General features: G+C 48.1%; 20 protein-coding genes. 5 read left to right on the plus strand and 15 right to left on the minus strand.

Annotation, left to right across the window (positions count from 1 at the left end; translation table 11 throughout):
* A partial coding sequence (locus BN3349_RS12170; protein ID WP_218971818.1) for a hypothetical protein occupies positions 1-206 on the plus strand: 206 nt, incomplete at its 5' end.
* Between the two features lie 62 nt (positions 207-268).
* Here BN3349_RS12170 and BN3349_RS11645 read toward each other — a convergent pair.
* The 5 genes from BN3349_RS11645 to BN3349_RS11665 are packed head-to-tail and all read right to left on the minus strand — an operon-like array spanning position 269 to position 5705.
* Positions 269-1087 carry a peptide ABC transporter ATP-binding protein gene (locus BN3349_RS11645; RefSeq protein ID WP_040977584.1) on the minus strand — a complete coding sequence of 273 codons (819 nt, stop codon included), beginning with the start codon at positions 1085-1087 and terminating at the stop codon, positions 269-271.
* A gap of 14 nt (positions 1088-1101) precedes the next feature.
* Positions 1102-2157, minus strand: a complete 1056-nt coding sequence (locus tag BN3349_RS11650; protein ID WP_040977555.1) for a peptide ABC transporter ATP-binding protein — start codon at positions 2155-2157, stop codon at positions 1102-1104.
* An 8-nt stretch (positions 2158-2165) separates the two neighbouring features.
* Positions 2166-3053 carry an ABC transporter permease subunit gene (locus BN3349_RS11655; RefSeq protein WP_040977556.1) on the minus strand — a complete coding sequence of 296 codons (888 nt, stop codon included), beginning with the start codon at positions 3051-3053 and terminating at the stop codon, positions 2166-2168.
* Entirely contained in the window at positions 3043-4008 is a 966-nt protein-coding gene (locus tag BN3349_RS11660; protein ID WP_040977557.1) for an ABC transporter permease, read from the minus strand. Before BN3349_RS11660 ends, BN3349_RS11655 begins: the two co-directional genes overlap by 11 nt.
* On the minus strand, positions 4005-5705 hold the full coding sequence (locus BN3349_RS11665; RefSeq protein WP_040977558.1) for an ABC transporter substrate-binding protein: 1701 nt from the start codon (positions 5703-5705) through the stop codon (positions 4005-4007). The genes BN3349_RS11660 and BN3349_RS11665 overlap by 4 nt, the downstream gene beginning before the upstream one ends.
* A gap of 66 nt (positions 5706-5771) precedes the next feature.
* Here BN3349_RS11665 and BN3349_RS11670 point away from each other — a divergent pair, with 66 nt between their 5' ends.
* From BN3349_RS11670 to BN3349_RS11680, 3 genes are all read left to right on the plus strand, one after another.
* Complete coding sequence (locus tag BN3349_RS11670) at positions 5772-7178, plus strand: YcjX family GTP-binding protein (RefSeq protein ID WP_040977559.1); 1407 nt, start codon at positions 5772-5774, stop codon at positions 7176-7178.
* A gap of 62 nt (positions 7179-7240) precedes the next feature.
* Positions 7241-8344: a TIGR01620 family protein gene (locus BN3349_RS11675; protein ID WP_040977561.1), complete on the plus strand. Its 1104-nt coding sequence runs from the start codon at positions 7241-7243 to the stop codon at positions 8342-8344.
* A 67-nt stretch (positions 8345-8411) separates the two neighbouring features.
* Positions 8412-9356, plus strand: a complete 945-nt coding sequence (locus tag BN3349_RS11680; RefSeq protein ID WP_048736548.1) for a sigma 54-interacting transcriptional regulator — start codon at positions 8412-8414, stop codon at positions 9354-9356.
* 29 nt (positions 9357-9385) lie between these two features.
* On the opposite strand, the gene pdxT is transcribed toward BN3349_RS11680, so the two are convergent.
* Positions 9386-9982, minus strand: a complete 597-nt coding sequence (pdxT, locus tag BN3349_RS11685; RefSeq protein ID WP_040977562.1) for a pyridoxal 5'-phosphate synthase glutaminase subunit PdxT — start codon at positions 9980-9982, stop codon at positions 9386-9388.
* 1 nt (position 9983) lies between these two features.
* Complete coding sequence (gene pdxS / locus BN3349_RS11690; RefSeq protein ID WP_040977563.1) at positions 9984-10871, minus strand: pyridoxal 5'-phosphate synthase lyase subunit PdxS; 888 nt, start codon at positions 10869-10871, stop codon at positions 9984-9986.
* 101 nt (positions 10872-10972) lie between these two features.
* On the opposite strand from pdxS, the gene pdxR reads away from it, so the two are divergent.
* The gene (pdxR, locus tag BN3349_RS11695; RefSeq protein WP_040977564.1) at positions 10973-12376 is read left to right on the plus strand and encodes a MocR-like pyridoxine biosynthesis transcription factor PdxR; all 1404 of its coding nucleotides are present in this window, start codon (positions 10973-10975) and stop codon (positions 12374-12376) included.
* Between the two features lie 18 nt (positions 12377-12394).
* On the opposite strand, the gene hflX is transcribed toward pdxR, so the two are convergent.
* From hflX to cscK, 8 genes are all read right to left on the minus strand, one after another.
* Positions 12395-13774 carry a ribosome rescue GTPase HflX gene (gene hflX / locus BN3349_RS11700; protein ID WP_040977565.1) on the minus strand — a complete coding sequence of 460 codons (1380 nt, stop codon included), beginning with the start codon at positions 13772-13774 and terminating at the stop codon, positions 12395-12397.
* Between the two features lie 2 nt (positions 13775-13776).
* A complete protein-coding gene (gene hfq / locus BN3349_RS11705; RefSeq protein ID WP_032108671.1) occupies positions 13777-14073 on the minus strand; it encodes an RNA chaperone Hfq in 297 nt (98 codons plus the stop codon).
* Positions 14074-14193: 120 nt separating this feature from the next.
* Entirely contained in the window at positions 14194-15129 is a 936-nt protein-coding gene (gene miaA, locus BN3349_RS11710; RefSeq protein WP_040977566.1) for a tRNA (adenosine(37)-N6)-dimethylallyltransferase MiaA, read from the minus strand.
* On the minus strand, positions 15126-16976 hold the full coding sequence (gene mutL, locus BN3349_RS11715) for a DNA mismatch repair endonuclease MutL (protein WP_040977568.1): 1851 nt from the start codon (positions 16974-16976) through the stop codon (positions 15126-15128). Before mutL ends, miaA begins: the two co-directional genes overlap by 4 nt.
* 8 nt (positions 16977-16984) lie before the next feature.
* Positions 16985-18259, minus strand: coding sequence for an N-acetylmuramoyl-L-alanine amidase (locus BN3349_RS11720; protein ID WP_040977569.1), 1275 nt, complete (start codon positions 18257-18259; stop codon positions 16985-16987).
* 14 nt (positions 18260-18273) lie between these two features.
* Entirely contained in the window at positions 18274-18756 is a 483-nt protein-coding gene (tsaE, locus tag BN3349_RS11725) for a tRNA (adenosine(37)-N6)-threonylcarbamoyltransferase complex ATPase subunit type 1 TsaE (RefSeq protein ID WP_040977570.1), read from the minus strand.
* A 106-nt stretch (positions 18757-18862) separates the two neighbouring features.
* Positions 18863-20311: a glycoside hydrolase family 32 protein gene (locus tag BN3349_RS11730; protein WP_040977571.1), complete on the minus strand. Its 1449-nt coding sequence runs from the start codon at positions 20309-20311 to the stop codon at positions 18863-18865.
* A gap of 83 nt (positions 20312-20394) precedes the next feature.
* Entirely contained in the window at positions 20395-21321 is a 927-nt protein-coding gene (cscK, locus tag BN3349_RS11735; RefSeq protein WP_040977572.1) for a fructokinase, read from the minus strand.
* Position 21322: the final 1 nt, after the last annotated feature.

The raw sequence follows: 21322 nt of genomic DNA on the forward strand, positions 1-21322 counted from the left end.
CTTGTGGTTTTTTTATGGGTGATACTCGACGGCAACGGCAACGGCAACGGCAACGGCAACGGCGTTTAGTTTTCATTAATTGGAATATTCAAAGTAAATGTTTACTCCACCCGCCTGATAAACCGAAAAATCCATACCAGATAATCGCCCCCTCCGGCAAATCCATCAAACAACCGAAAAACGCACCGCACTTTTACTCAACATAAAAGTGCGGTGCATTTTTAGCGAATTTTTATCTGTGATTATTAACCCGTTGAGAATAATATTTTTAATTATTATGTAGCGTTAGGTGAGACGGCCATGAATCGATGTTGAGCAGTTGGCCGAAGTGGCTTTCTATCAGACGCTTGGTGACTTCATTTTGCGGATCACTGAAAATGGAACGCGTATCACCGTATTCAATCATCCGTCCTTCATCCATAACCAGCACATTATCTGCGATATGTTTGATGATACCGAGATGTTGACCGACATAAATATAAGATATACCTAATTTTTCCTGAATTTCCAGCATGAGGTTCATAAGCTGCGTTTTAACTGTGGTATCCAGTGACCCGAGCGCGTCGTCGGCAATGATGATTTCCGGCTCCAGAATCAAGGCGCGGGCCAGTGCAACGCGCTGCTTTTGACTGATTGACATGGTGCTGATTTTGACATTGGCATGATCCGGATACAGACCGACTAAGCGTAATGTCGAAAATATTTTTTCATTACGTTGATTTTCATCAGTTTTATTGCCTGCCAAACGTAAAGGCGCATCAAGAATTTGACCTATATTGAGTTTGGGATTAAACGAGGTGTTTGGATCCTGAAAGACCATTCTGATATGGCGAGAACGATAGTGATAATCACCGAAGCTCAGCGGGTTTCCTTTAAAAAGTATTTCTCCTTTCGTGGGCTGGATGATTCCAACGATCATTTTGGCTAAGGTCGATTTTCCGGAACTGTTTTTACCAATAATGGCTAATGTTTGTTTGCGTTCCAGCGCAAAACTGATTTCTTCAACCGCATTAAATTGGTTGACACCAAAAATACCGACTTTATCTGTAAAGGATTTGGATAAATTATCAACTTGTAATAAGGGGATCATAATCTGTCTTCTTATGCTTTGATATTATCTTGAAAAACCACAAGCGGCATGCTCGCATCATCTCTTTCTTTACGCTGGTTTTCTCGTAAATTCAGTGGATAATGGCAGTTGAACTCATGCTGTTTAATTCGTCGGGAAACTGGTTTGACGACGCATTTGCGCTGCGCGAAAGGACAGCGCGGTCCGAGCCGACAGCCGATTGGCATCTGCTCCAATAGCGGTACCGTGCCTTTTAACGTGCCCAGTCGGCTTTTAGGCACTAGCGGTTGTCTGAAATCCGGAATTGAATGCAGCAATGCGTTGGTGTAAGGATGATGCGGCGTTTGCAATATTTCCTCTTTCGGACCGGATTCCGCATTTTGTCCGCAATACAGAACAGTAAAACTATCGCACCAGTCGCTTATGCTGTTGATGTCGTTGCTGGCCAGCAGCACGGACATTCCCTGATTTTGATTCATGCTCAATAACAGGCGAAAAATTTGCGCTTTAGTAATTGATTCCAGTGAATTCGTTGGTTCGTCAGCAATTAACAGACGAGGCTGGTTGGCAATCGCCAGTGCGATCATCACTTTTTGCTCTTCACCTTCGGTAATCTCATTCGGGTAGCTGCGCATAATATCCTGATGATCCTTAATGCCGACGCGATGAAGTAACTCAATGGCTCGCCGTTTTTTCCAACCGAACCATTGCCACCAATGTCCTTTGAATGTCCAAGACGGAATATTTTGAATCAGTTGTTTACCGATTTTTCGGCTCGGATCGAGACAGGTCAGTGGTTCCTGAAAAATCATCGAGATTTCTTTGCCTACCAACTTGCGGCGCTTTTTCGGGCTGAGTTTCAGTAATTCTATATCATTAAAACGGAAACGATCAGCAGTTACGATCCAAGAATCTTTTACCGCGTTACAGATAACTTTCGCGATCAGACTTTTTCCGGAACCGGATTCGCCGACCAAACCGCGGATTTCTCCGTCATTCAGGGTTAGACTGACATTATCGACAATTTTGATGCGCCCGTTTGGGGTTTTTATTTCAATACAGAGATTGCGAATATCAAGTAAAGCCATTTAGTTACCTACCGATAGTATTTTTCTATGGCGTTGCAAATGCCGTTGCTCAGCACAAGACCGATCAAAATCGTGATAATAATAGCAATGCCGGGCAGTATAACCGTCCACGGGGCGAGATAAATGAGTTCCAGAGAATCTTTGATCATTGCGCCCCACTCGGGTGTCGGGCGTTGTGCACCGAGCGAAATAAAGCTCAATGCGCTGATATCCAGTATCACAATAATAAAGGCGCGGGTAATTTCACGGATATAAGATACATAGATATTTGGAAAAATCGTTTCGGTCAGCAAGACCCAGTTAGACGCCCCTTCCAAGCGTAACATTAAAATGTATTCTTTTTTTAATTCCTGTTGAATAGCCTGATAAATTTCATGAATAAAATAAGGCAGCAATGCTAAGGTGATCGCCAGCATCGCGTTGATTAAACTGGCTTCCATTAAGGTTGCAATAATAATTGCAATCAGCAGGATTGGAATCGACAGAAAGGCATCGAAAAAATGCCCTAGTATCCGAGATTTTATGCCTTGCGACATGCCCGCCCAAACGCCGAGAATACCGCCTAATACCGCAGTAAAAATCACCACAATCAATGCTGAACCGAACGTATAGCGCGTGCCGATAATCAGACGGCTTAGCAGATCTCGTCCGATATCGTCCGTACCAAAAAAATAAGCGATTTTGCCGCCGTCAACCCAAGAAGGCGGAATTAATTCGTAACCGACGAATTGCATATCGCTTGAATAAGGCGCAATAAACGGGCTGAAAAGTGCGGTCAAAATTAGCGCAATAAATAAATAAAGGCTGATTAAGGCGATTCTGTCCTGACGAAACGTATTCCAGATATGTCGGAATGCGAATGTTTCACGGAAGTCTTCCGGTTCTCTATCTTGCATACCAGCCCTTCTTATTTAACGGATCTAACATAAAAGTCAGTATTTCGGCAAATAAATTGATTACGATAATACATAAGCCGATGACGATGATGCCGGCGGCGATGCTGTTATAATCCTGTATGCCCACCGCGTCAATTAACCAGCGACCGATCCCCGGCCAGCCGAAAGTGCCTTCGACCAGCATACACTGCGCCATAACCAGCGTAAACAAACGTGGCATTTGCGGCACCAGCAGCGGTAAAGTATTGCGCAAAATGTGTCGGCGCAGAATTTTGCAGATTGACCAACCTTTCGTCATAGTGATTTTTATATAATTTTGTTCCAACAGATATTCCGCCCGGGTCTGTACCAGACGTATGATTTCCATAGTCGGCAAAATAGCTAGCACCAAGGTCGGCAGCACCAGATGTTGCAGTACGTTTTGGATGATTTTAATCCGGTAAGGCTCGTTGATAAACCATACGTCAATAATGGGGAAGCCGGTTATCGGTTTAATTTCATATAGCAGGTTATATTGCCCGATTGCGGAAATTTCCCAGTTGTGAATCGAGGAAAAATAAAGCAAAATCGGCGCAACCCAGAAAACGGGAATCGACAAGCCGATAGACGAAATGACCCGAATGGCTTTTCCGCACATATTTTTACTGTTTATGGCACCGACCACGCCTAACGGAATAGCAAAGATAATTGCCAATAAAATGGCGCAAAAACACAGTTCCAGCGTTGGCGGCAGTACCGTCAGAATCAGATCCTTTAAGGATTCGCCGCCGTTATAGCTGATACCAAAATCACCTTGTAATAAATTCTGTATATACAGTAAATAACCCGAATAAAAATATGGTGTGGCGAAGACTTCGTTTAACGGATCGCGCATCAGCACCGTATAACTGATGACGGAAATAATCAACAGCGTGATGCAAAGTAAAATAACATGTCGGAAGAAAGAAAAAATCATCGTTTGCCCTCTTTTTTATAGGACAGCGTGGCGAAGTTGATGCTGCCGAAAGGCGTCATATCAATCCCCTGAACGCGCGATGCGGCGATAAGAACGCGTTTGACATTCGCCAGCGGAATAATCGGCAGTTCGGATAAGATCAATTTTTGCGCCGTGTTGTATGCCGCCGCTCGGTTGCGTAGGTTGGATGTTGCCAAAGCTTCGTTCATCATTCTTTCAAAGGGTTCATAGCACCAGTTGGATAAATTAGTTATATCGTTTACGGTGCCGCAGCCTAAAATTGGGCGCATAAAGCTGTCGGGATCCAAATTACCGGCCAGCCAGCCAGTCAGAATCATATCGTAGTCTTCGGTTCCGTTTCTGAGCTGCTGAATTAAATAGGTTCTAGTTACGGTACGGATATTAACGCTAACGCCGGCTTTTGCTAGGTCAAATTTAATCAGTTCGGCCATTTTTGATGGCGACGGGTTATATACTTGCTCTTCATTTAATACCCACATATTGAGATGAAGGGATTTATTTCGGAAGAAATCCGCCGCCGCTTGCGGATTATAGTCATAAGCGAAATCCTGCGTATTGACAGTCGCTGCCCAAGAGATAGTCGGAATAATATTGTTGGCGACGGTTGCTGTGTTATGGTAAATGGTATTGATTAATCGGTTACGATTGATGGATTGCGAAATTGCGCGGCGCAATGCTGCATCCTGGATTTGCGGTTTTTGAAAATTAAATGCCAGATAAGCCAGATTCATCCCATCGGTGGATTTGATGTAATATTTTTCATGATACTGTTTTAGCAATCCGAGCTGGCTGACTTCCGGATAAGAGGAAATCTGACATTCGCCGTTAAGAAATTTCAGCAATCTGCCGGTGCGGTCATTGGAAAAGTCAATGGTAATATTTTTGATTCGCGCTTCCTTTTTCCAGTAATTCTCGTTTCTGACCAAACGTACATATTGGTTACGGAAAAAATTCTTTACCTGATAAGGGCCGGTGCCGACTGGCAGAGCATCAATTTGTGCCAGATTATCATCCGCATTAAGTTGTAGCGCATATTCTTGCGAGAAGATAATGGCATATTGACTGGCTAAATGCGACAAAATTGAAGCATCCGGCTCAAATAGATTGATTTGTACCTGATGGCTACCGATAGCTTTCACCGATTCGATTTTCTCGTTCAAACGAATACTCTCGAAATACGGAAAACGGACTTTCTTAGCCTGTTCGTGAAAGATTTTATATTGTGGGTTTTTATAATCCGCCGGGCTGGTATCCAGCGTCGGCAATGCTGTGTTATAGCCTAACACGCGGTTAAGGGAGAACACCACATCGTCGGCGTTGAAATCGCGGGTCGGGGTAAACCAGTCGGTATGATGAAATTTAACCCCTTTGCGCAGATTAAGCGTAATGGTCTTGCCGTCCGCCGAAATGTGATAAGACTGTGCCAGAACAGGCTCAAGGGTCGCGCTGTTATTTTTTATCTCAAATAACTTGTTATAGATTTGTTCTGTCACCACATTCATACTGGTGCCAGCATCAGCAGTCTGCGGATTGAAGGAAAAACCGTTGGCGTGCGTACAGTAAATCAATCCGTTATCGGTTAATATTTTCGGCACTTTCGGCGCAGCGACGGCACATTCGGCAGCAATAACACAGAATCCGAGCAAGCAAAACGCCGCGATTTTTCTAGTAAACATAAAACCTGTAATTGTGATAAATTATGTAGGGATTGTAAGATATATTGACGGAATTTAGAAATAAAAATGTTGAATTATATTCAAAAAGAGCTGGACGATATGATTAACCGCGGTTTCGACCGCACTTTGCGTATCGCTGTGACCGGGTTGAGCCGCAGCGGCAAAACAGCGTTTATTACCAGCCTGATTAATCAGCTGCTGCATATCAACCGAGTGGACAACAGCCATCTGCCGTTATTTGAACCGGCACGCAGCCATGCGATTATCGGCGTGAAGCGGGTGGCCCAGCAGGATCTGAAAATTCCCCGTTTTGATTACGAAACGAATCTGAACGATCTCTCCGCTACACCGGCAGTATGGCCGCAATCAACCCGCGGCGTCAGCGAAACCCGTCTGGCAATCCGTTTTCAGCGCCAGCACGGATTGCTGCGTCATCTTAAAGAAAAAGGCACATTATATCTGGATATTTTCGATTATCCGGGCGAATGGCTGCTGGATTTGCCGCTGCTGGAACGCTCTTATGCGCAGTGGTCACAACAGCAGCGCACTTTAATGCACGGCAAACGTGGCGAACTGGCGAATAACTGGCAGCAGAAAATGAAGCGGCTGGATCTGAGCCTTACCGCTGATGAAGAGATATTGGCGCAACTGGCCAAGGATTACACCGACTTTCTCTTCGCCTGTAAACGGCAAGGGCTGGATTTTATCCAGCCGGGACGTTTTGTCTTGCCGGGCGAGCTGGATGGTGCGCCGGCGCTACAATTTTTTCCGCTGACGCATCTAAGCGAGGAACAATGGTTGCAATTAAAAAATGAAAGTGCGCCGGACAGCTATTTTGCCGTGCTGAATCGTCGTTACGAATACTATTGCCGTCATATCGTAAAAGGCTTTTATCGGAATTATTTCGCCACCTTTGATCGACAAGTGATTCTGGCAGATTGCCTGACTCCGCTGAATCATAGCCGGCAGGCCTTTTGTGATATGCAAGAAGGCTTGCAACAGCTGTTTAAAAACTTTCATTACGGCAAGCGAACGCTGTTAAACCGGCTATTTTCTCCCCGTATTGACAAACTGATGTTTATCGCCACCAAAGCGGATCATATTACCAGTGATCAATTGCCGAATTTGGTCAGCCTGATGCGTCAGCTGGTGCAAGAAGGCGGACGCCATGCCGAATATGAGGGGATTGAAACCGAATATACCGCAATTGCGGCAATTCGAGCCACACAGCAAGTGGTGGTCACGCAAAATGGCAAACATTTCAAAGCGATTCAGGGTATCCGTTCGGCGGATAAACAGCATATCACTTTATATCCCGGTTCAGTGCCAAACAGACTGCCACAGGCGGCGTTTTGGCAGACACAGCGATTTGAATTCGATCAGTTTGAGCCGCAGCCGTTGGAGGCGGGTGAACCGATTCCGCATTTACGCATGGACGCTGTGTTACAGTTTCTACTGGGCGATAAAATTTAATGGCCGTCTTATCGTTGAGCGGCAAATCCCTTGAATCCCTTTTGATAGAATAAAGAAAAATTATGCAAAAACAGATATTTACCGACTCTGACCAAGCTCATCAGCAGACACAGGAATTGAAGCCGAAACAGGAATTTGATGCACGGCATATTGCCGTTGAACCCGATTCCGTTGATAGCGTCTCCTTGGAGGGCGAACTGCTAAATCAACAATTCGAGCAGATTGTTGCGCCGAAACCCCGCTGGTGGAAAAAAGCGCTAGCGGCGACCGCACTTTTATTCGGCGGAGCGACCGTGGCACAAACCTTACAATGGCTGATCGACAGTTGGCAGCAGCACCAATGGATTTATTTCGCCTTTGCGCTGGTAAGTTTTTCCGTCGTTATTTTGGGTATTTCCGCGCTGGCAAAAGAATGGCGGCGTTTGGCCAGATTAAAAAAACGAATGCTGTTACAGCAGCAAAGTGAGCGGATATTAGGTAAAAGTGCGGTGGATTTTCAGCCTGATTTTTCCGTTCGCGATGGCTTGCAAAGCGATGCCGAACAAGGCAAAAAGCTATGTGCCGAGATTGTCGACAGCATGCAGATTTCCACCCAAGCGCCGGCCTATCTTCAATGGCAGCGGCAGGTAAATGACGGTTATTCGGCACAGGAAGTCACCCGTTTATTCAGCCGAAGCGTACTGAAACCGGTGGATCAGCAAGCTAAAAAGTTAATCAGTAAAAATGCGCTGGAAGCAGCGATGATCGTCGCGGTCAGCCCGCTGGCGATTGTAGATATGTTTTTTATCGCATGGCGTAATATTCGGTTGATTAATCGGCTGGCCGATATTTATGCCATTGAACTGGGCTATGTCAGCCGCCTACGCCTGTTGCGCATGGTGTTTTTAAATATTGCTTTTGCTGGGGCGACGGAAGTGGTGCAAGATATGGGTATGGAATGGCTGTCGCAGGATATTACGGCGAAACTGTCGGCGCGGGTGGCGCAGGGCTTGGGTGTTGGGCTGCTGACCGCGCGATTGGGGATTAAGGCGATGGAATTCTGTCGTCCGCTGGCGTTTGAACAGGATGAAAAACCGCGTCTGTCGCATATTCAGAAAGAATTACTGACGAGCTTGAAGAATACAGTATTAGGCGCTGAAAAAAGCAAACAACAGACAAAATTGTAAATTTTTCTTTCCATTTTGGTGTAAATGTTTACAATAATCTTCGGGATTTATTGTCGGAGAGAAAACTATGCTGCCAAAAACCGTTTCTTTTCAAGATATTGTTGCCTTAAGCGATGCCATGCGGGCGGTGATCCATAAGGCGAAAAAATTCGCTGCACTGGATGCGCCACTTCTGATTCAGGGCGAAACTGGGACAGGCAAGGATCTGATCGCCAAAGCCTGTCATCATCTCAGTGCCCGTCGCACCAATAAGTTTATTGCGGTAAACTGCGCCGGACTGCCCGATGCCGATGCGGAAAGTGAAATGTTCGGGCGTTCGGATAAAGACAAGGACAGCATCGGATTTTTTGAATATGCGGACGGCGGCACGGTGTTGCTGGACAGTGTGGCGGAATTGCCGCTCAGTTTACAGGCGAAATTGCTGCGTTTTCTGAATGACGGCACTTTTCGCCGGGTTGGCGAGGAAAAAGAGCATTACGCTGATGTGCGCGTTATCTGTACTTCGCAAGTGCCTTTGCAGCATTATGCGGATGAAGGCAAAATGCGCGAAGACCTGTTTCACCGTCTCAATGTGCTGACGTTGGATATTCCCCCACTGCGTGAACGAGTAGCGGATATCCGACCGCTCACTGAGATTTTTCTGTCCCAAATCAGTGCTCAGTTGAATATTGCCATACCGCATTTCGATGAGAAATTTATCACTTATTTATGCCGTTATCCTTGGCCGGGCAATGTGCGTGAATTGTACAATGCCTTATATCGCGCCTGTTGCTTGGTGCAGGATAATCAACTGTCGATTGCTGGATTGGATTTAATTGAGCAGGAAATGTTGCCGCTCAATATGGAACAATTTGCCGATAAAACGCTGGAAGAAATCATGAACCGATTTGAGGCGATGATATTGCGTAAGTTTTACGCACAATATCCAAGTACGCGTAAACTTGCCGCCAGATTGGGCGTTTCTCACACGGCAATTGCCAATAAGCTGAAACAATACAGTATCGGAAAATAAATGCGGGCGGTATTACCGCCCGTTAAGGTTTATGGCGCAGGCGCCTCGATCATATCCAAAAATAAACGCATGATGCCGACATCGTCGGTCAGTTCGGGGTGAAAAGAACAAGCCAGTAAATTTCCTTGTTTTGCCAGCACCGGATTGCCGTCGAATTCTGCCAATTTTTCCACCGCACTTGAGGTTATCCGTTGAATGTAAGGGGCGCGGATGAAAACCGCCGGAAACGGCTGAGGCAGTCCTTTGACGCTCAACGGGGTCTGAAAGCTGTCCACTTGGCGCCCGAAAGCATTGCGTTGCACCAGAATATCCATTAATTGCAGATGCGCGGGTTCGCCGCCTTCAATGGTTTTGGCCAGCAAAATCATGCCAGCGCAGGTGCCGAACAGCGGTTTGCGCTGTTGTGCGAAATCACGGATTGCTCTAATAAACCCGTACTGGCGCATTAGGCGACCGATTGCGGTGCTTTCGCCACCGGGTAAAATCAGGGCGTCTATACCAGCGAGCTGTTCGACTTTTTTAATCGCCACCGCCGTGGCGCCGAGTTGTTCAATTTGTCGCATGTGTTCCGTCACCGCACCTTGCAGTGCCAGTACGCCGATGGTATAAGCGGAATAGTCTTTCATTTTACCAACCGCGATCCTGCATTCTCTCTGCTGGCGCCAACCGGCTGATTTCCAACCCTTTCATCGGTGCGCCTAGTTGTTCTGACAGACGGGCGATTAGATCGTAATCCTGATAATGGGTAGTGGCCTGTACGATGGCTTTAGCGAATGTTTCCGGATTTTCCGCTTTAAAAATGCCGGAGCCGACAAAAACGCCATCCGCCCCGAGTTCCATCATAAGTGCCGCATCAGCCGGTGTGGCGACACCGCCAGCGGCAAAGTTAACGACTGGTAATTTGCCTAATGATTTGATTTGCAGTAATAATTCAAAGGGCGCGCCGAGGTTTTTTGCTTCCGTCATTAATTCGTCATGGCTCATGGCGACGACTTTGCGCACCTGTGCGTTCACTTTACGCATATGGCGTACCGCTTCGACGATATTGCCGGTGCCGGGTTCGCCTTTGGTACGTAGCATTGACGCGCCCTCACCGATACGGCGTAATGCCTCGCCCAGATCGCGGCAACCGCAAACGAAAGGTACGGTGAAGTCGCTTTTTAACAAATGAAATTCTTCATCGGCAGGGGTCAGCACTTCACTTTCATCAATATAATCCACGCCCATGGATTCCAGCACGCGGGCTTCGGTAATATGACCGATACGTGCTTTTGCCATGACCGGAATGGATACCGCCGCCATCACTTGTTTAACGATTTTCGGATTTGCCATGCGCGCCACCCCGCCAGCTGCACGAATATCGGACGGAACCCGTTCCAGCGCCATCACCGCTACCGCACCCGCCGCCTCGGCGATCCGCGCCTGCTCGGCATTGACGACATCCATAATCACGCCGCCTTTTTGCATTTGCGCCATGCCGCGTTTCACTGTTTCGGAACCGAATATTGTTGACATTGTTTTCTCCTTATGTTGTTTGCATTCATGAGTCGTTGCGTATTCTGGGTGAGTTCAGGTATGATTGAAAGTGTCAGAATTAAATGAGTTAATGGGGTCAGATGAAGAAATTAAGTTATCGGCTAAGCAAAACGCTGGATACACCCTTATATTTACAGCTGTATCAGCAAATCAAGCAAGCGATTTGCCGGCAGGAATTAACCTTCGGCGAGCGCCTGCCGTCAAAGGAACAGCTCAAGGAATATCTGCAAATCAGTCGCAATACGGTGGAAAGCGCCTATCAACAATTGATGGCGGAAGGTTATATTCAGTCACAGCCGAGAAAAGGTTTCTTTGTGTGTTTTCAGGCGGAACTGGAATTTAATCCGCAAAAACGGGCAAAAAAATCACCGCACTTTGCGCCGCTGCCGGCGGCACGCTTTGACTTTAATCCGAACAGCATCGATACCCGTCATTTCCCGCTGCAAAGTTGGAAAAAGTGCGGTCGTTATTGTTACACTTTTCAGCGTCGGGAGCTGTTAAGTCTGGGTGATAAACAGGGCGATCCTGAATTGCGCGCGGCAATTGCCGATTACCTTTCCGCTTCACGCGGCGTGCATTGCTCGGCGCAGCAGATTGTCATCGGCGCCGGTGTGGAAAGTTGTTTGCAGCAGCTGATTTTGCTGTTTAACCAACGTTATCCGCAGGCGCATTTTAGTTATGCGATGGAAAATTATGGCTATACTAAAGTGGAAAAATTATTGCGCCTTTATGGCAAAAACGTGGTGAAACTGCCCATTAGCGCCGCAGAACAGCCGCTGGATTTTTCCTTTTTATCACGCCATAACGTTAATGTGGCTTATGTGACTCCCTCGCATTTGTATCCGTTCGGTCAGGTGCTGTCTATCAGCCAGCGTCAGCAGTTGCTGGAATGGGCGCGGGCGCGGCAAGACCGCTATATTATTGAAGATGATTATGACAGCGAATTCCGCTATAAAGGCAAGCCGATTCCTTCGCTGCAAAGTTTGGATTTCGGCGATAAAGTGATTTATCTCGGTTCTTTTTCTAAACTGCTCATGCCGGCGCTGCGCATCAGTTTTATGGTGTTGCCGAAAGGGCTGTTGGCGGATTATGCAAAACATTGCGATTTTTTTCATGCCTCCGTCTCCCGCTTTGAACAGCAGCGATTGGCTGAATTTATGCGGCAGGGCGAATTTGAGCGGCATATTCATCGAATGCGCAAACGCTATCGTAAAAAAATGGAGCTGCTGTGCGCTTTGCTGGCGCCTTATAAAGACCAAATCCGCTATTACGGCGAACATTCTGGCTTTTATCTGCTACTGGAATTGCTGCACGCATCTCGCACTTCGGTGGAATTAAGCGCATTGGCACAGCAGCGGGAGATTAAACTGTATCCGGTGGAATATGAAAATAAATGCTTGTTTTCTATGGGATTCGGTGATTTAACCGAGCAGCAGCTGGAAAGTGCGGTAGAGATTTTACTTGATATTTGGCAAATAACCTGACCGCACTTAAACAACATGTTACGACGTTTGCTTGTTTTGCTGCTGCGCCAGAAACGGAAAGCGCTTGATTAATTTCCGCCATGCCAGTTGCGCAATCCGAATATGCAATATAAATTCTCCTTGTTCGCCGATTTGTTCGCGGCATACGCAATTTTGCTGATAAAGCAAATGGCGTATTTTACCCGCTTGCGCTGGCAGCATCAGGCGCAGGCGCAATATTTCATTACTCAAACATTGGGCTATCGCTTCGACTAATAAATCCAGTCCCTGTTTGTGCCGAGCGGAAAGATACACGGCGATCGGTTTATGCTGTGCGTCATATTCGATATGCGGGGCAACCTCGTCGAGCTCATCAATTTTGTTATATACGGCTAACACCGGGACATCTTCAGCCTGAATCTCCGCCAGCACATGCTTGACCGCCTGAATATTTTCCGATTGCCGCGCATCGGAACAATCAATGACGTGTAGCAACAGATTGGCTTGCGCGGTTTCCTGTAGGGTGGATTTAAACGCCGCAATCAGATCATGGGGCAGCTCGCGGATAAAACCGACGGTATCCGCCACAATAGTGGTGCCGACATCTTGAATTTGCAAGCGTCGTAAGGTGGGATCCAGCGTGGCGAACAGCTGATCGGCGGCATACACCTGTGCCTGCGTCAGCGCATTAAATAAGGTGGATTTGCCTGCATTGGTATAGCCGACCAATGAAATGGTGGGAATCGCCGCTTTTTGTCGGGTCTGACGGTTTTGACCGCGCTGTTTGGTGACTTTCTCCAGCCGGTTTTGCAGTTGGGCGATACGCACTTTAATCAGACGGCGATCGGTTTCCAGCTGGGTTTCGCCGGGACCGCGCAATCCGACTGCGCCTTTTTGCTGATCAAGCCCGGTTTTGCGCCGTATTAAACGGCTGGACAAATGTTTTAATTGCGCCAGTTCCACTTGCAGCTTGCCTTCGTGCGAGCGGGCGCGCTGGGCAAAAATATCTAAAATCAGCCCGGTTCTATCCACTACGCGGCATTGGCAAATGCTCTCCAGATTGCGGGTTTGGGCCGGTGTCAGACTGTGATTTACCAGCACAACATCTGCATTCAGGGTTTTTACTGCTGCGGCGATTTGTTCCGCCTTGCCTTGACCGATAAAATATTTTGCCTGCGGCGTGCTACGCGAAGTTGTAAAGGTTGACAGAATATTGACATTGGCGGCATGCGCCAATTGACAGAATTCCTGTAAATCCTCGCTATTTTTCTGTTGCCCGAAAAAGACTTGTACAACTACCGCGTTGTCAACGACAGGTTGAAACGGCGCGACGGATTGAGAGGAATGAGAAAGTGCGGTAGAAATTTCCGGAAAATCTACCGCACTTAGTGAAATATCAGATTGTTTTACGTCGTTCAAAATTACTCGGCTTGTTCTTCCGTGCCGCTTTCGGCCGGGGTTTCCTGCACGCTGCTGTGATGTTGCTGCTGTTGCGCTTGATTGTTATGGTGCGAAACAGAACGCGCCGGTACCACAGTTGAAATAGCGTGCTTATACACCATTTGATTAACGGTATTTTTTAATAAAATTACAAACTGATCAAAGGATTCAATTTGACCTTGCAGTTTGATGCCGTTAACCAAATAAATTGAGACGGGAATTCGCTCACGACGTAATGCATTCAAATAAGGATCTTGTAATGATTGTCCTTTTGCCATTTTTCCTTTCCTTCTTATATTAATTATGATTACCTAATAACACGGGGTAGCTTGGTATCCGCATCTCCTCCGGCTGTCAATATAGCAATAATCTGCGCTAATGTCACCTTTGCGGCGTAATTATTTTAAGGTTTGTATGATTTGTTGTTTGGCCCGTTCAATTTGTAGGCTGTCCAGCCATTGAATCGGATGTTGCCAGCCGCGCAGCCATGTTATCTGGCGTTTGGCTAGCTGTCGGGTAGCGCAGATGCCGCGGAAAATCATTTCGTCGTAACCATAATCGCCGCGCAGATATTCCCACATTTGACGATAGCCGACGCACCGAATGGAGGGCAAATCAGGATGCAGATCGGCACGCTGATATAATTTTTCCACTTCCTGTTGGAAGCCCTGTTCAAGCATCAGATGAAAACGGCGTTCGATGCGTTGATGCAATAGGGCGCGTTCCTGCGGGGCTATGGCAAACTGAACGATATGATAAGGCGGACTTTCGCCTTTTTGGGCGCTCAGCTCGGTCAGCGATTTTCCGCTGATATAGAAGACTTCCAAGGCGCGGTTGATTCGTTGACTGTCGTTAGGATTAATGCGCCGTGCAGCGATAGGATCGATGCTCGCCAATTCCGCATGCAGCGCATTCCAGCCTTTTTGCGCCGCGCGCGCTTCGATCTCGCGGCGTATATTTTCATCCGCGCCGGGCAGAGGAGAAAGTCCGTCGAGCAGGGCTTTATAGTACAGCATGGTCCCGCCGACCAGCAGCGGAATACGACCTTCGGCGCTGATCTCGTGCATTTCGCGCAGCGCGTCGGTGCGAAATTGGGCGGCGGAATAACTTTCGCTCGGATCTTTTATATTAATCAAACGGTGCGGGGCAAGCGCCAATTCTTCGGCGCCAGGCTTAGCGGTGCCAATATCCATACCTCGATAAATCAGGGCGGAGTCCACACTGATAACGTCCACCGGTAAAATTTGGCGCAGTTTAATTGCCAGCTCGGTTTTACCCGATGCGGTCGGTCCCATTAAGAAGATGGCGCGGGGTTTTGCAGCATGCTGAGTCATGAAATTTTATCCAGATAAATTCGCCAGTCAATCCGGGTCAGCAGGGATTGCAGACGAATTTCCTTTTGTTGGTTAATCAGTTGTTCGGTCTCGGTCAATACACTGACCGCATCGGCCAGCACGCTAATAGGCGGCAGTTCTATCTGTTGGCAAAGTGCGGTCAAAAAATGGCAAGCATCATCGATAGCACTGTCCAGCAGCGCAATCACGCATTTTTGCAGGTTTTGCCGACGCAAACAGGCAGGCACACTATGCAGACTGATACGCTGTTGTGCCAGGTTGTCGTTAAACTGAAAACCGAACTGCTGAAAATACGCTTTCTGTTGCTGCCAGTGTTGCTGTTGGAGGTTGGTTAAATGAAACATAAGCGGAATCAGCAGCGGCTGTTGCGGGCAGTTTTCGCTGCGCAGAGTTAATTGCAGTTTGGTTTGCTGTAATGTTGCCAGCGACAGCAAATAAAATTGCTCGTCTTGTTGCAACAATAACGCCTGATTTTCAATCAGTGCTAGCGTGTGCAACACGCCGGAAAGGTTTGGCAACGGCGTATTCGGGCTGTGAGTAGTGTTTGGCGCTACCGGCGTTTGAACGTTGTGTTCGTCGCTGAGCAATTCACGATAAAGTTTCTGTTCGGTTTTATTAACCGGCTGTGTGGCGGCAACATTGCGCTTAAAGTGCGGTGCAAATTGTGTGCGTTTTTCCGTACTCGGCGAGGTTGTGTCGCCGGATTGACCGAACATATTCTGTCCTGCCGCCGCGCGATTCGGTTGGTTGTGACGGCTTGACCATATTCCTGCCGGTTCGCGTACGTTGTGCGGGTGTTCCGTTGTTTCTGGTGCGGCAGCGTCGGTTTGTCCGGCAGCGAGCGCATCGCCGATCCCCTGGCAGATGAAGTCATGAATCAGGCGCGCTTGGTGAAAGCGCACTTCATGTTTGGTCGGGTGAACATTGACGTCTACTTCATGCGGATTAATATCGATAAACAAGACGAAAGCCGGATATTGCTCATGATTCGGATAATCGGCATAGGCTTGGCGAATGGCATGATTAATCACCTTATCCCGCACCATGCGACCGTTGACATAACAATAATTTAAATCGTTCTGTGCACGGTTAAAGGTCGGCAATGCGACCCAGCCGGATAAATGCAGACTATCGTGTTTCCAGTCGATTTGCAGTGCCTGTTGAACAAAATCCTCACCGCAGATTGCCGCCAGCCGTTTCAGTTTTTGGGCATGATCGGCGGCGCTTCTATACTGACGAATGGATTTTCCGTTATGGCTCAAGCTGAATGCGATAGCAGGTTTTGCCAACGCGATACGGCGAATCACTTCATCAATATGAGCGAATTCGGTTTTATCGCTGCGCAGAAATTTGCGTCGCGCGGGCGTGTTGAAAAACAGATTGGCGACTTCAACCGTACAGCCGACCGGATGCGAGGCGGGCTGAATAGTGGTTTCCATATCCCGTCCCTGTGCATACACCTGCCATGCTTCCGCTTGTTCGCGCGGGCGGGAGGTCAGGGTTAAACGGGAAACTGAGCTGATACTGGCGAGCGCTTCTCCGCGAAAACCGAGACTTAAGATCGCCTCTAAATCTTCAATGCTGGCGATTTTGCTGGTGGCGTGGCGGGCAAGGGCAAGGGCGATGTCTTGTTTTGCAATACCGACACCGTTATCGCGCACGCGGATAAGCCCGGCGCCGCCTTGTTCAATATCGATTTGAATTCGGGTTGCGCCGGCATCGAGGCTGTTTTCCACCAGTTCTTTCACCACCGAAGCGGGGCGTTCCACCACTTCGCCAGCGGCGATCTGGTTGGCAAGTTGCGGTGGCAGAATCTGAATTGCCATAGCTTATCCTATTCTCGTAACTGAATTTTCTGCCCGGTGCGAACCTTACCGTCGTTTAATTTCGGATTGAGTTTCAGTAATGTTTTCACCGGAATATGATATTCGCGGGAAATGGCATACAGTGTCTGATTTTTCTCAACGGTATGATATTTAGGGATATTGTTTCCCGCTTTGGTTTTGTTTGCGCGAGTGTTATTATCCGGTATTGCCTGTACGACTTTGGCTTGTTTGTTGGTTTTGCCGTCGGCTTTTGCTTTTTGCCCGTCTTTGCTTGATTTTGTGCTGCGCGCGCTGTTTTTGCCGTTATCAGGAATTTTGATCGTCTCGCCAATCCACAGTTCACGGCGTTTTAATTTATTTAAGGCGATGATTTCATCCATCTTCACCCCGTATTTAGCCGCCAATCCGACTAAGGTTTCACCGGATTTGACTTTATGCCGAATACCGCTGTCGCTCACATTGTCCGCTTTTTTACTATCCCGCACGACGGCGCGTTCTCTGCCGTTGCTGTCGGCTTTGATATTATGGCGACGATAGTAAACCAGACTTTCGTAAATCACTCGAGCGATCTGTTTGCGGTATGCCGCCGAGTTCAGTTTGCGTTCTTCCTCCGGATTGGATAAAAAACCGGTTTCCACCAGAATAGACGGAATATCCGGCGAGCGCAATACGCCCAGACTGGCATGCTGCGGCGTGGTGCGGCTTAAGCGGGTAATCTGCGAAAAGCGGCGTAACACGATGGCGCCTAATTCGTAGCCCACACGTTGACTGTGACCGAATTGCAGATCCAACACCGTTTGATCCAGATACTTTTCATTATGCGAAGCCAGCACCGAGCCGGCACCGCCGAGCAGCTCGGAACGTTTTTCATGATCTTCCAGCCATTGTCCCATTTCACTGTTTGCCCGCCGATTGGATAACACCCATACCGACGCTCCGCGCAGACCAGGTGAAGCCGATGAATCCGCATGAATGGAAACCAGATAATTGGCGCCCTGTTTACGGGCGATTTCCGAGCGCTGCGGCACGGAAATATAATAATCGCCGTTGCGGGTCAGTACCCCGCGAAAGTTCGGATCTCTATCCAGCAGCGCTTTCAGCTCTTTTGCGACGGAAAGTGTTACGTTTTTTTCATAAATGTTCAGATTACGTCCGATGGCACCGGGATCTTTCCCGCCATGCCCGGGGTCAATGGCAATTGTCCACACCTCGGCGAACGCGGTCGGCGCAAGGCAAAACAAGGCAAAAGCGGAAGTCAGGATAAAACGGTATATTTTTCTCATTGTATTTCAATAAATTAAACGACGGATTGTAATTGTTGAATAATGGCGGCACCTTGCGGGCTTTCGCCGATCAGGCGGATATTGCGTGCCTCGCCGGCATAGTCGATATTTACCGACAGATCCGGTGCAGACAACAGCCCTTGTCCTTTTTCCGCCCATTCGATCAGGCAGATGCTGTCGGCGCCGAAATAATCGCGGATACCCATGAATTCCAGCTCTTCCGGATCACTTAAGCGATATAAATCAAAGTGATAAATGCGTTTATGGGGAAACTGATATTCTTCCACTAAGGTATAAGTCGGGCTTTTCACTTTGCCCTGATAACCTAATGCCTGAATCATACCGCGGCTTAAGGTGGTTTTGCCCGTCCCCAGTGCGCCGTTTAAATACAGTACGACGGCTCGGGCGGCGGAAATGTTACAAATGGCGTCGATCAGTTGTGCGCCGAAGCGGCACATCGCGGATTCATCGGCAATATATCGGGTGTAGTCGGTCATCGGATTGCTGGGTTTTCAGTGTTAAAATTGTGCGGAATTGTACCGCACTTTGAGCAAAAAAAGTAGGGGAGGCGAGGGAAAAAATATATTGCCCCGCCGGTATGGATTATTTACTGCAAATGGCTTGTGGGTAGCCTACTGTTAGTTCAAGCGGCGTGTTTGTCCGGATGATATTTTCACGCTCGGCGATAAAAAAGCGCGAAGTCATGGTTTTTTCTCCGTCATTGAGAAAAATTTCCGCGACGGAACGGTCAAAGAAAATTTCCACCTGCTCCAGGTTGTCGATCTCGCAATAACGTTGGCAGCCCAGTTCGCGCATACTGTCGGTCTGATCGCTAAAAGTGCGGTCTAAACACAGCAACTTTCCATCATAAGACAGAGTCAAATGCTGTCCTTGCGGATTATGGAAAAAATCAATGGAAAACGGTTTCTGTTCGGCATTAAATTTGAGATACGCGCGATCCAGCGCGTCGATTTTCCGCTGAGTTTCTATATTCAGTGTGCAAAGTGCGGTCAAATTTCGATAAATTTCGGCAATCGGTTTTTGATAAATCCGATTTTCTCGCACTCGCAATTCACGCGGCAGGGTTAACATCGAATGCCATTTATAGCGGTCGGTCGGATAGCTCAGATCCGGTAAGCCGACCCAGCCCAGCATAACGGTTTCCACGCCCGAAAAAGTTTGCGGCGCATAGAAATCAAAACCTTGATCCAGCTCGGCGATTCGTTCGGCGTTGAAGTACAGCCCGTTCAGTTTGCCGAGGGCATACACCGCATGATAGTTATTCTGAAACTGATGCGGTTCGCGTGCTTTGCCTTGTGGCGACCAAATGAAAATATCTTGATTTTCCGCGTTGCGGTGGAACAAATCCGGACATTCCCACATAAACACATGTTGATTATCAAATGCTGGCACGCTTAATTCGCCCAATAAACGCGGGGTGTCCGCCAGATTATCCATTTCAAACACCAGTGCCGTACCGCTTAGATCTTGGCGTTGTGCGCCGCAGATAAAGCGAATTTTGCCCTCGGCGCTGAAAAACGGTTTCGGATCGCGCACATGTTCGGTATAGCCTTGTGGCGCCTGTTCAATTAATGGGCGCTTGCGCAATAAGTTGCCCCCTTTATCGAAGATCGCTAAATTTTGATAGGGAACGCGTTGATTGTCTGTTGAGCGTCGGGTATTGCCGGTATAAAACACGGCAATTTGATCGCCGACTAATAACGCGCCACCGGAATAACAACCGTGGCTTTCGAATTGTTCGCAGGGAATCAGGTTATCCGCTTGGTCAAAATGCTGAAAATCCTTGCTGACGAAGTGCTTCCAATGTTTCATGCCGTGCAGCGCATCAAAGGGAAACCATTGATAAAACAAATGGTATTTTTCGCCGTCGAAAATCAGCCCGTTTGGATCATTGAGTAAACCGGTCGGCGGGGCAAGGTGATAAAGCGGGCGGAAATCCTTATCTTGGGCGACGGTAGCGGCAATTTGTGCCAGTTCGCCGGGCTGTGCGGCGTAAATACTTTTATATTTGCCTTGGTTGAAAATGATCATGTTAAACACTCCGAAAAATGAAGAAAGGAATATGCCGGTAAAGCGTGCAATAAAAAGACGGGCAACGGTGCCCGTCGGTTGGTTTAGTCTGCCAGAAATGCCGCCAGTTGCGCTTGGTTCGGCAATGCCGACATCGCCCCTTTCGCGGTAGTCGCCAGCGCACCGCTGGCATTAGCCTGACGGATGATTTTCACCAGCGTGGCGTGATTTCGCCAATCAGGGTTTTGCGACAAACCGGCAAGCAGTCCGCTGACAAAGGCATCGCCCGCGCCTGTGGTATCCACCGGTTGCACCGCTTTGCCGACGATGGTTTCCTGTTGTCCGTTCAGGTGATATAGGGCGCCGTCTTTGCCGAGGGTGACGATAATTAATTTTTGCGGATAAAGTGCGGTGATTTTTTTTAATGCTTCATCAAGTGTTTGAGTTTCCGTCAGCAGGGTTAATTCTTCTTCCGAGAATTTTAACACGTCCGCTAGCGCGACCACTTGCATAACTACTCGTTTCATTTCGTCAAAACCCGACCACAGGGATTCGCGCAGGTTCGGATCAAATGAGAAAAAGCCGTTTGCCGCTTTTACCCGGCGGATTGCCTCCAACGTAGCTTCGCGCGACGGATTATTAATCAGCGCGATAGAGCAGCAGTGCAACCATTCGCCGGGTTGGAAATTCGGCAGATCGGCAATTTGTAAAAACTGATCCGCACTCGGATTGACCATAAAAGTAAAACTGCGTTCGCCGTTGTCCAGACCGACCACCACGGTAGATGTCCGCTGTTGCGGGTCGAGGATCATATGATCGGTCGCCACCCGTTCCTGCTGTAGGGTTTGCTGCATAAATTCACCCAGCGGATCTTTGCCTGCCCGCCCGATAAACGCCGCCTCGCCGCCTAGACGGGCGACGCCGACCGCCACATTGGCGGGGGCGCCACCGGCACAGCGCAGATAATGTTGTTCGCCGTCGGGAATTAAATCCACCACGGCATCGCCTAATACCCAGATTTTATGTGACATT

Origin of the sequence: Necropsobacter massiliensis (assembly GCF_000827595.2) — a bacterium.
Taxonomy (GTDB): domain Bacteria; phylum Pseudomonadota; class Gammaproteobacteria; order Enterobacterales; family Pasteurellaceae; genus Necropsobacter; species Necropsobacter massiliensis.

What these genes read in the sequence shown, in the direction of transcription:
- BN3349_RS11650 (WP_040977555.1), bottom strand. Translation starts at nt 2,157, where the DNA reads ATGGCTTTACTTGATATTCGCAATCTCTGTATTGAAATAAAAACCCCA.
- BN3349_RS11655 (WP_040977556.1), bottom strand. Translation starts at nt 3,053, where the DNA reads ATGCAAGATAGAGAACCGGAAGACTTCCGTGAAACATTCGCATTCCGA.
- BN3349_RS11660 (WP_040977557.1), bottom strand. Translation starts at nt 4,008, where the DNA reads ATGATTTTTTCTTTCTTCCGACATGTTATTTTACTTTGCATCACGCTG.
- BN3349_RS11665 (WP_040977558.1), bottom strand. Translation starts at nt 5,705, where the DNA reads ATGTTTACTAGAAAAATCGCGGCGTTTTGCTTGCTCGGATTCTGTGTT.
- BN3349_RS11670 (WP_040977559.1), top strand. Translation starts at nt 5,772, where the DNA reads ATGTTGAATTATATTCAAAAAGAGCTGGACGATATGATTAACCGCGGT.
- BN3349_RS11675 (WP_040977561.1), top strand. Translation starts at nt 7,241, where the DNA reads ATGCAAAAACAGATATTTACCGACTCTGACCAAGCTCATCAGCAGACA.
- BN3349_RS11680 (WP_048736548.1), top strand. Translation starts at nt 8,412, where the DNA reads ATGCTGCCAAAAACCGTTTCTTTTCAAGATATTGTTGCCTTAAGCGAT.
- pdxT (WP_040977562.1), bottom strand. Translation starts at nt 9,982, where the DNA reads ATGAAAGACTATTCCGCTTATACCATCGGCGTACTGGCACTGCAAGGT.
- pdxS (WP_040977563.1), bottom strand. Translation starts at nt 10,871, where the DNA reads ATGTCAACAATATTCGGTTCCGAAACAGTGAAACGCGGCATGGCGCAA.
- pdxR (WP_040977564.1), top strand. Translation starts at nt 10,973, where the DNA reads ATGAAGAAATTAAGTTATCGGCTAAGCAAAACGCTGGATACACCCTTA.
- hfq (WP_032108671.1), bottom strand. Translation starts at nt 14,073, where the DNA reads ATGGCAAAAGGACAATCATTACAAGATCCTTATTTGAATGCATTACGT.
- miaA (WP_040977566.1), bottom strand. Translation starts at nt 15,129, where the DNA reads ATGACTCAGCATGCTGCAAAACCCCGCGCCATCTTCTTAATGGGACCG.
- mutL (WP_040977568.1), bottom strand. Translation starts at nt 16,976, where the DNA reads ATGGCAATTCAGATTCTGCCACCGCAACTTGCCAACCAGATCGCCGCT.
- BN3349_RS11720 (WP_040977569.1), bottom strand. Translation starts at nt 18,259, where the DNA reads ATGAGAAAAATATACCGTTTTATCCTGACTTCCGCTTTTGCCTTGTTT.
- tsaE (WP_040977570.1), bottom strand. Translation starts at nt 18,756, where the DNA reads ATGACCGACTACACCCGATATATTGCCGATGAATCCGCGATGTGCCGC.
- BN3349_RS11730 (WP_040977571.1), bottom strand. Translation starts at nt 20,311, where the DNA reads ATGATCATTTTCAACCAAGGCAAATATAAAAGTATTTACGCCGCACAG.
- cscK (WP_040977572.1), bottom strand. Translation starts at nt 21,321, where the DNA reads ATGTCACATAAAATCTGGGTATTAGGCGATGCCGTGGTGGATTTAATT.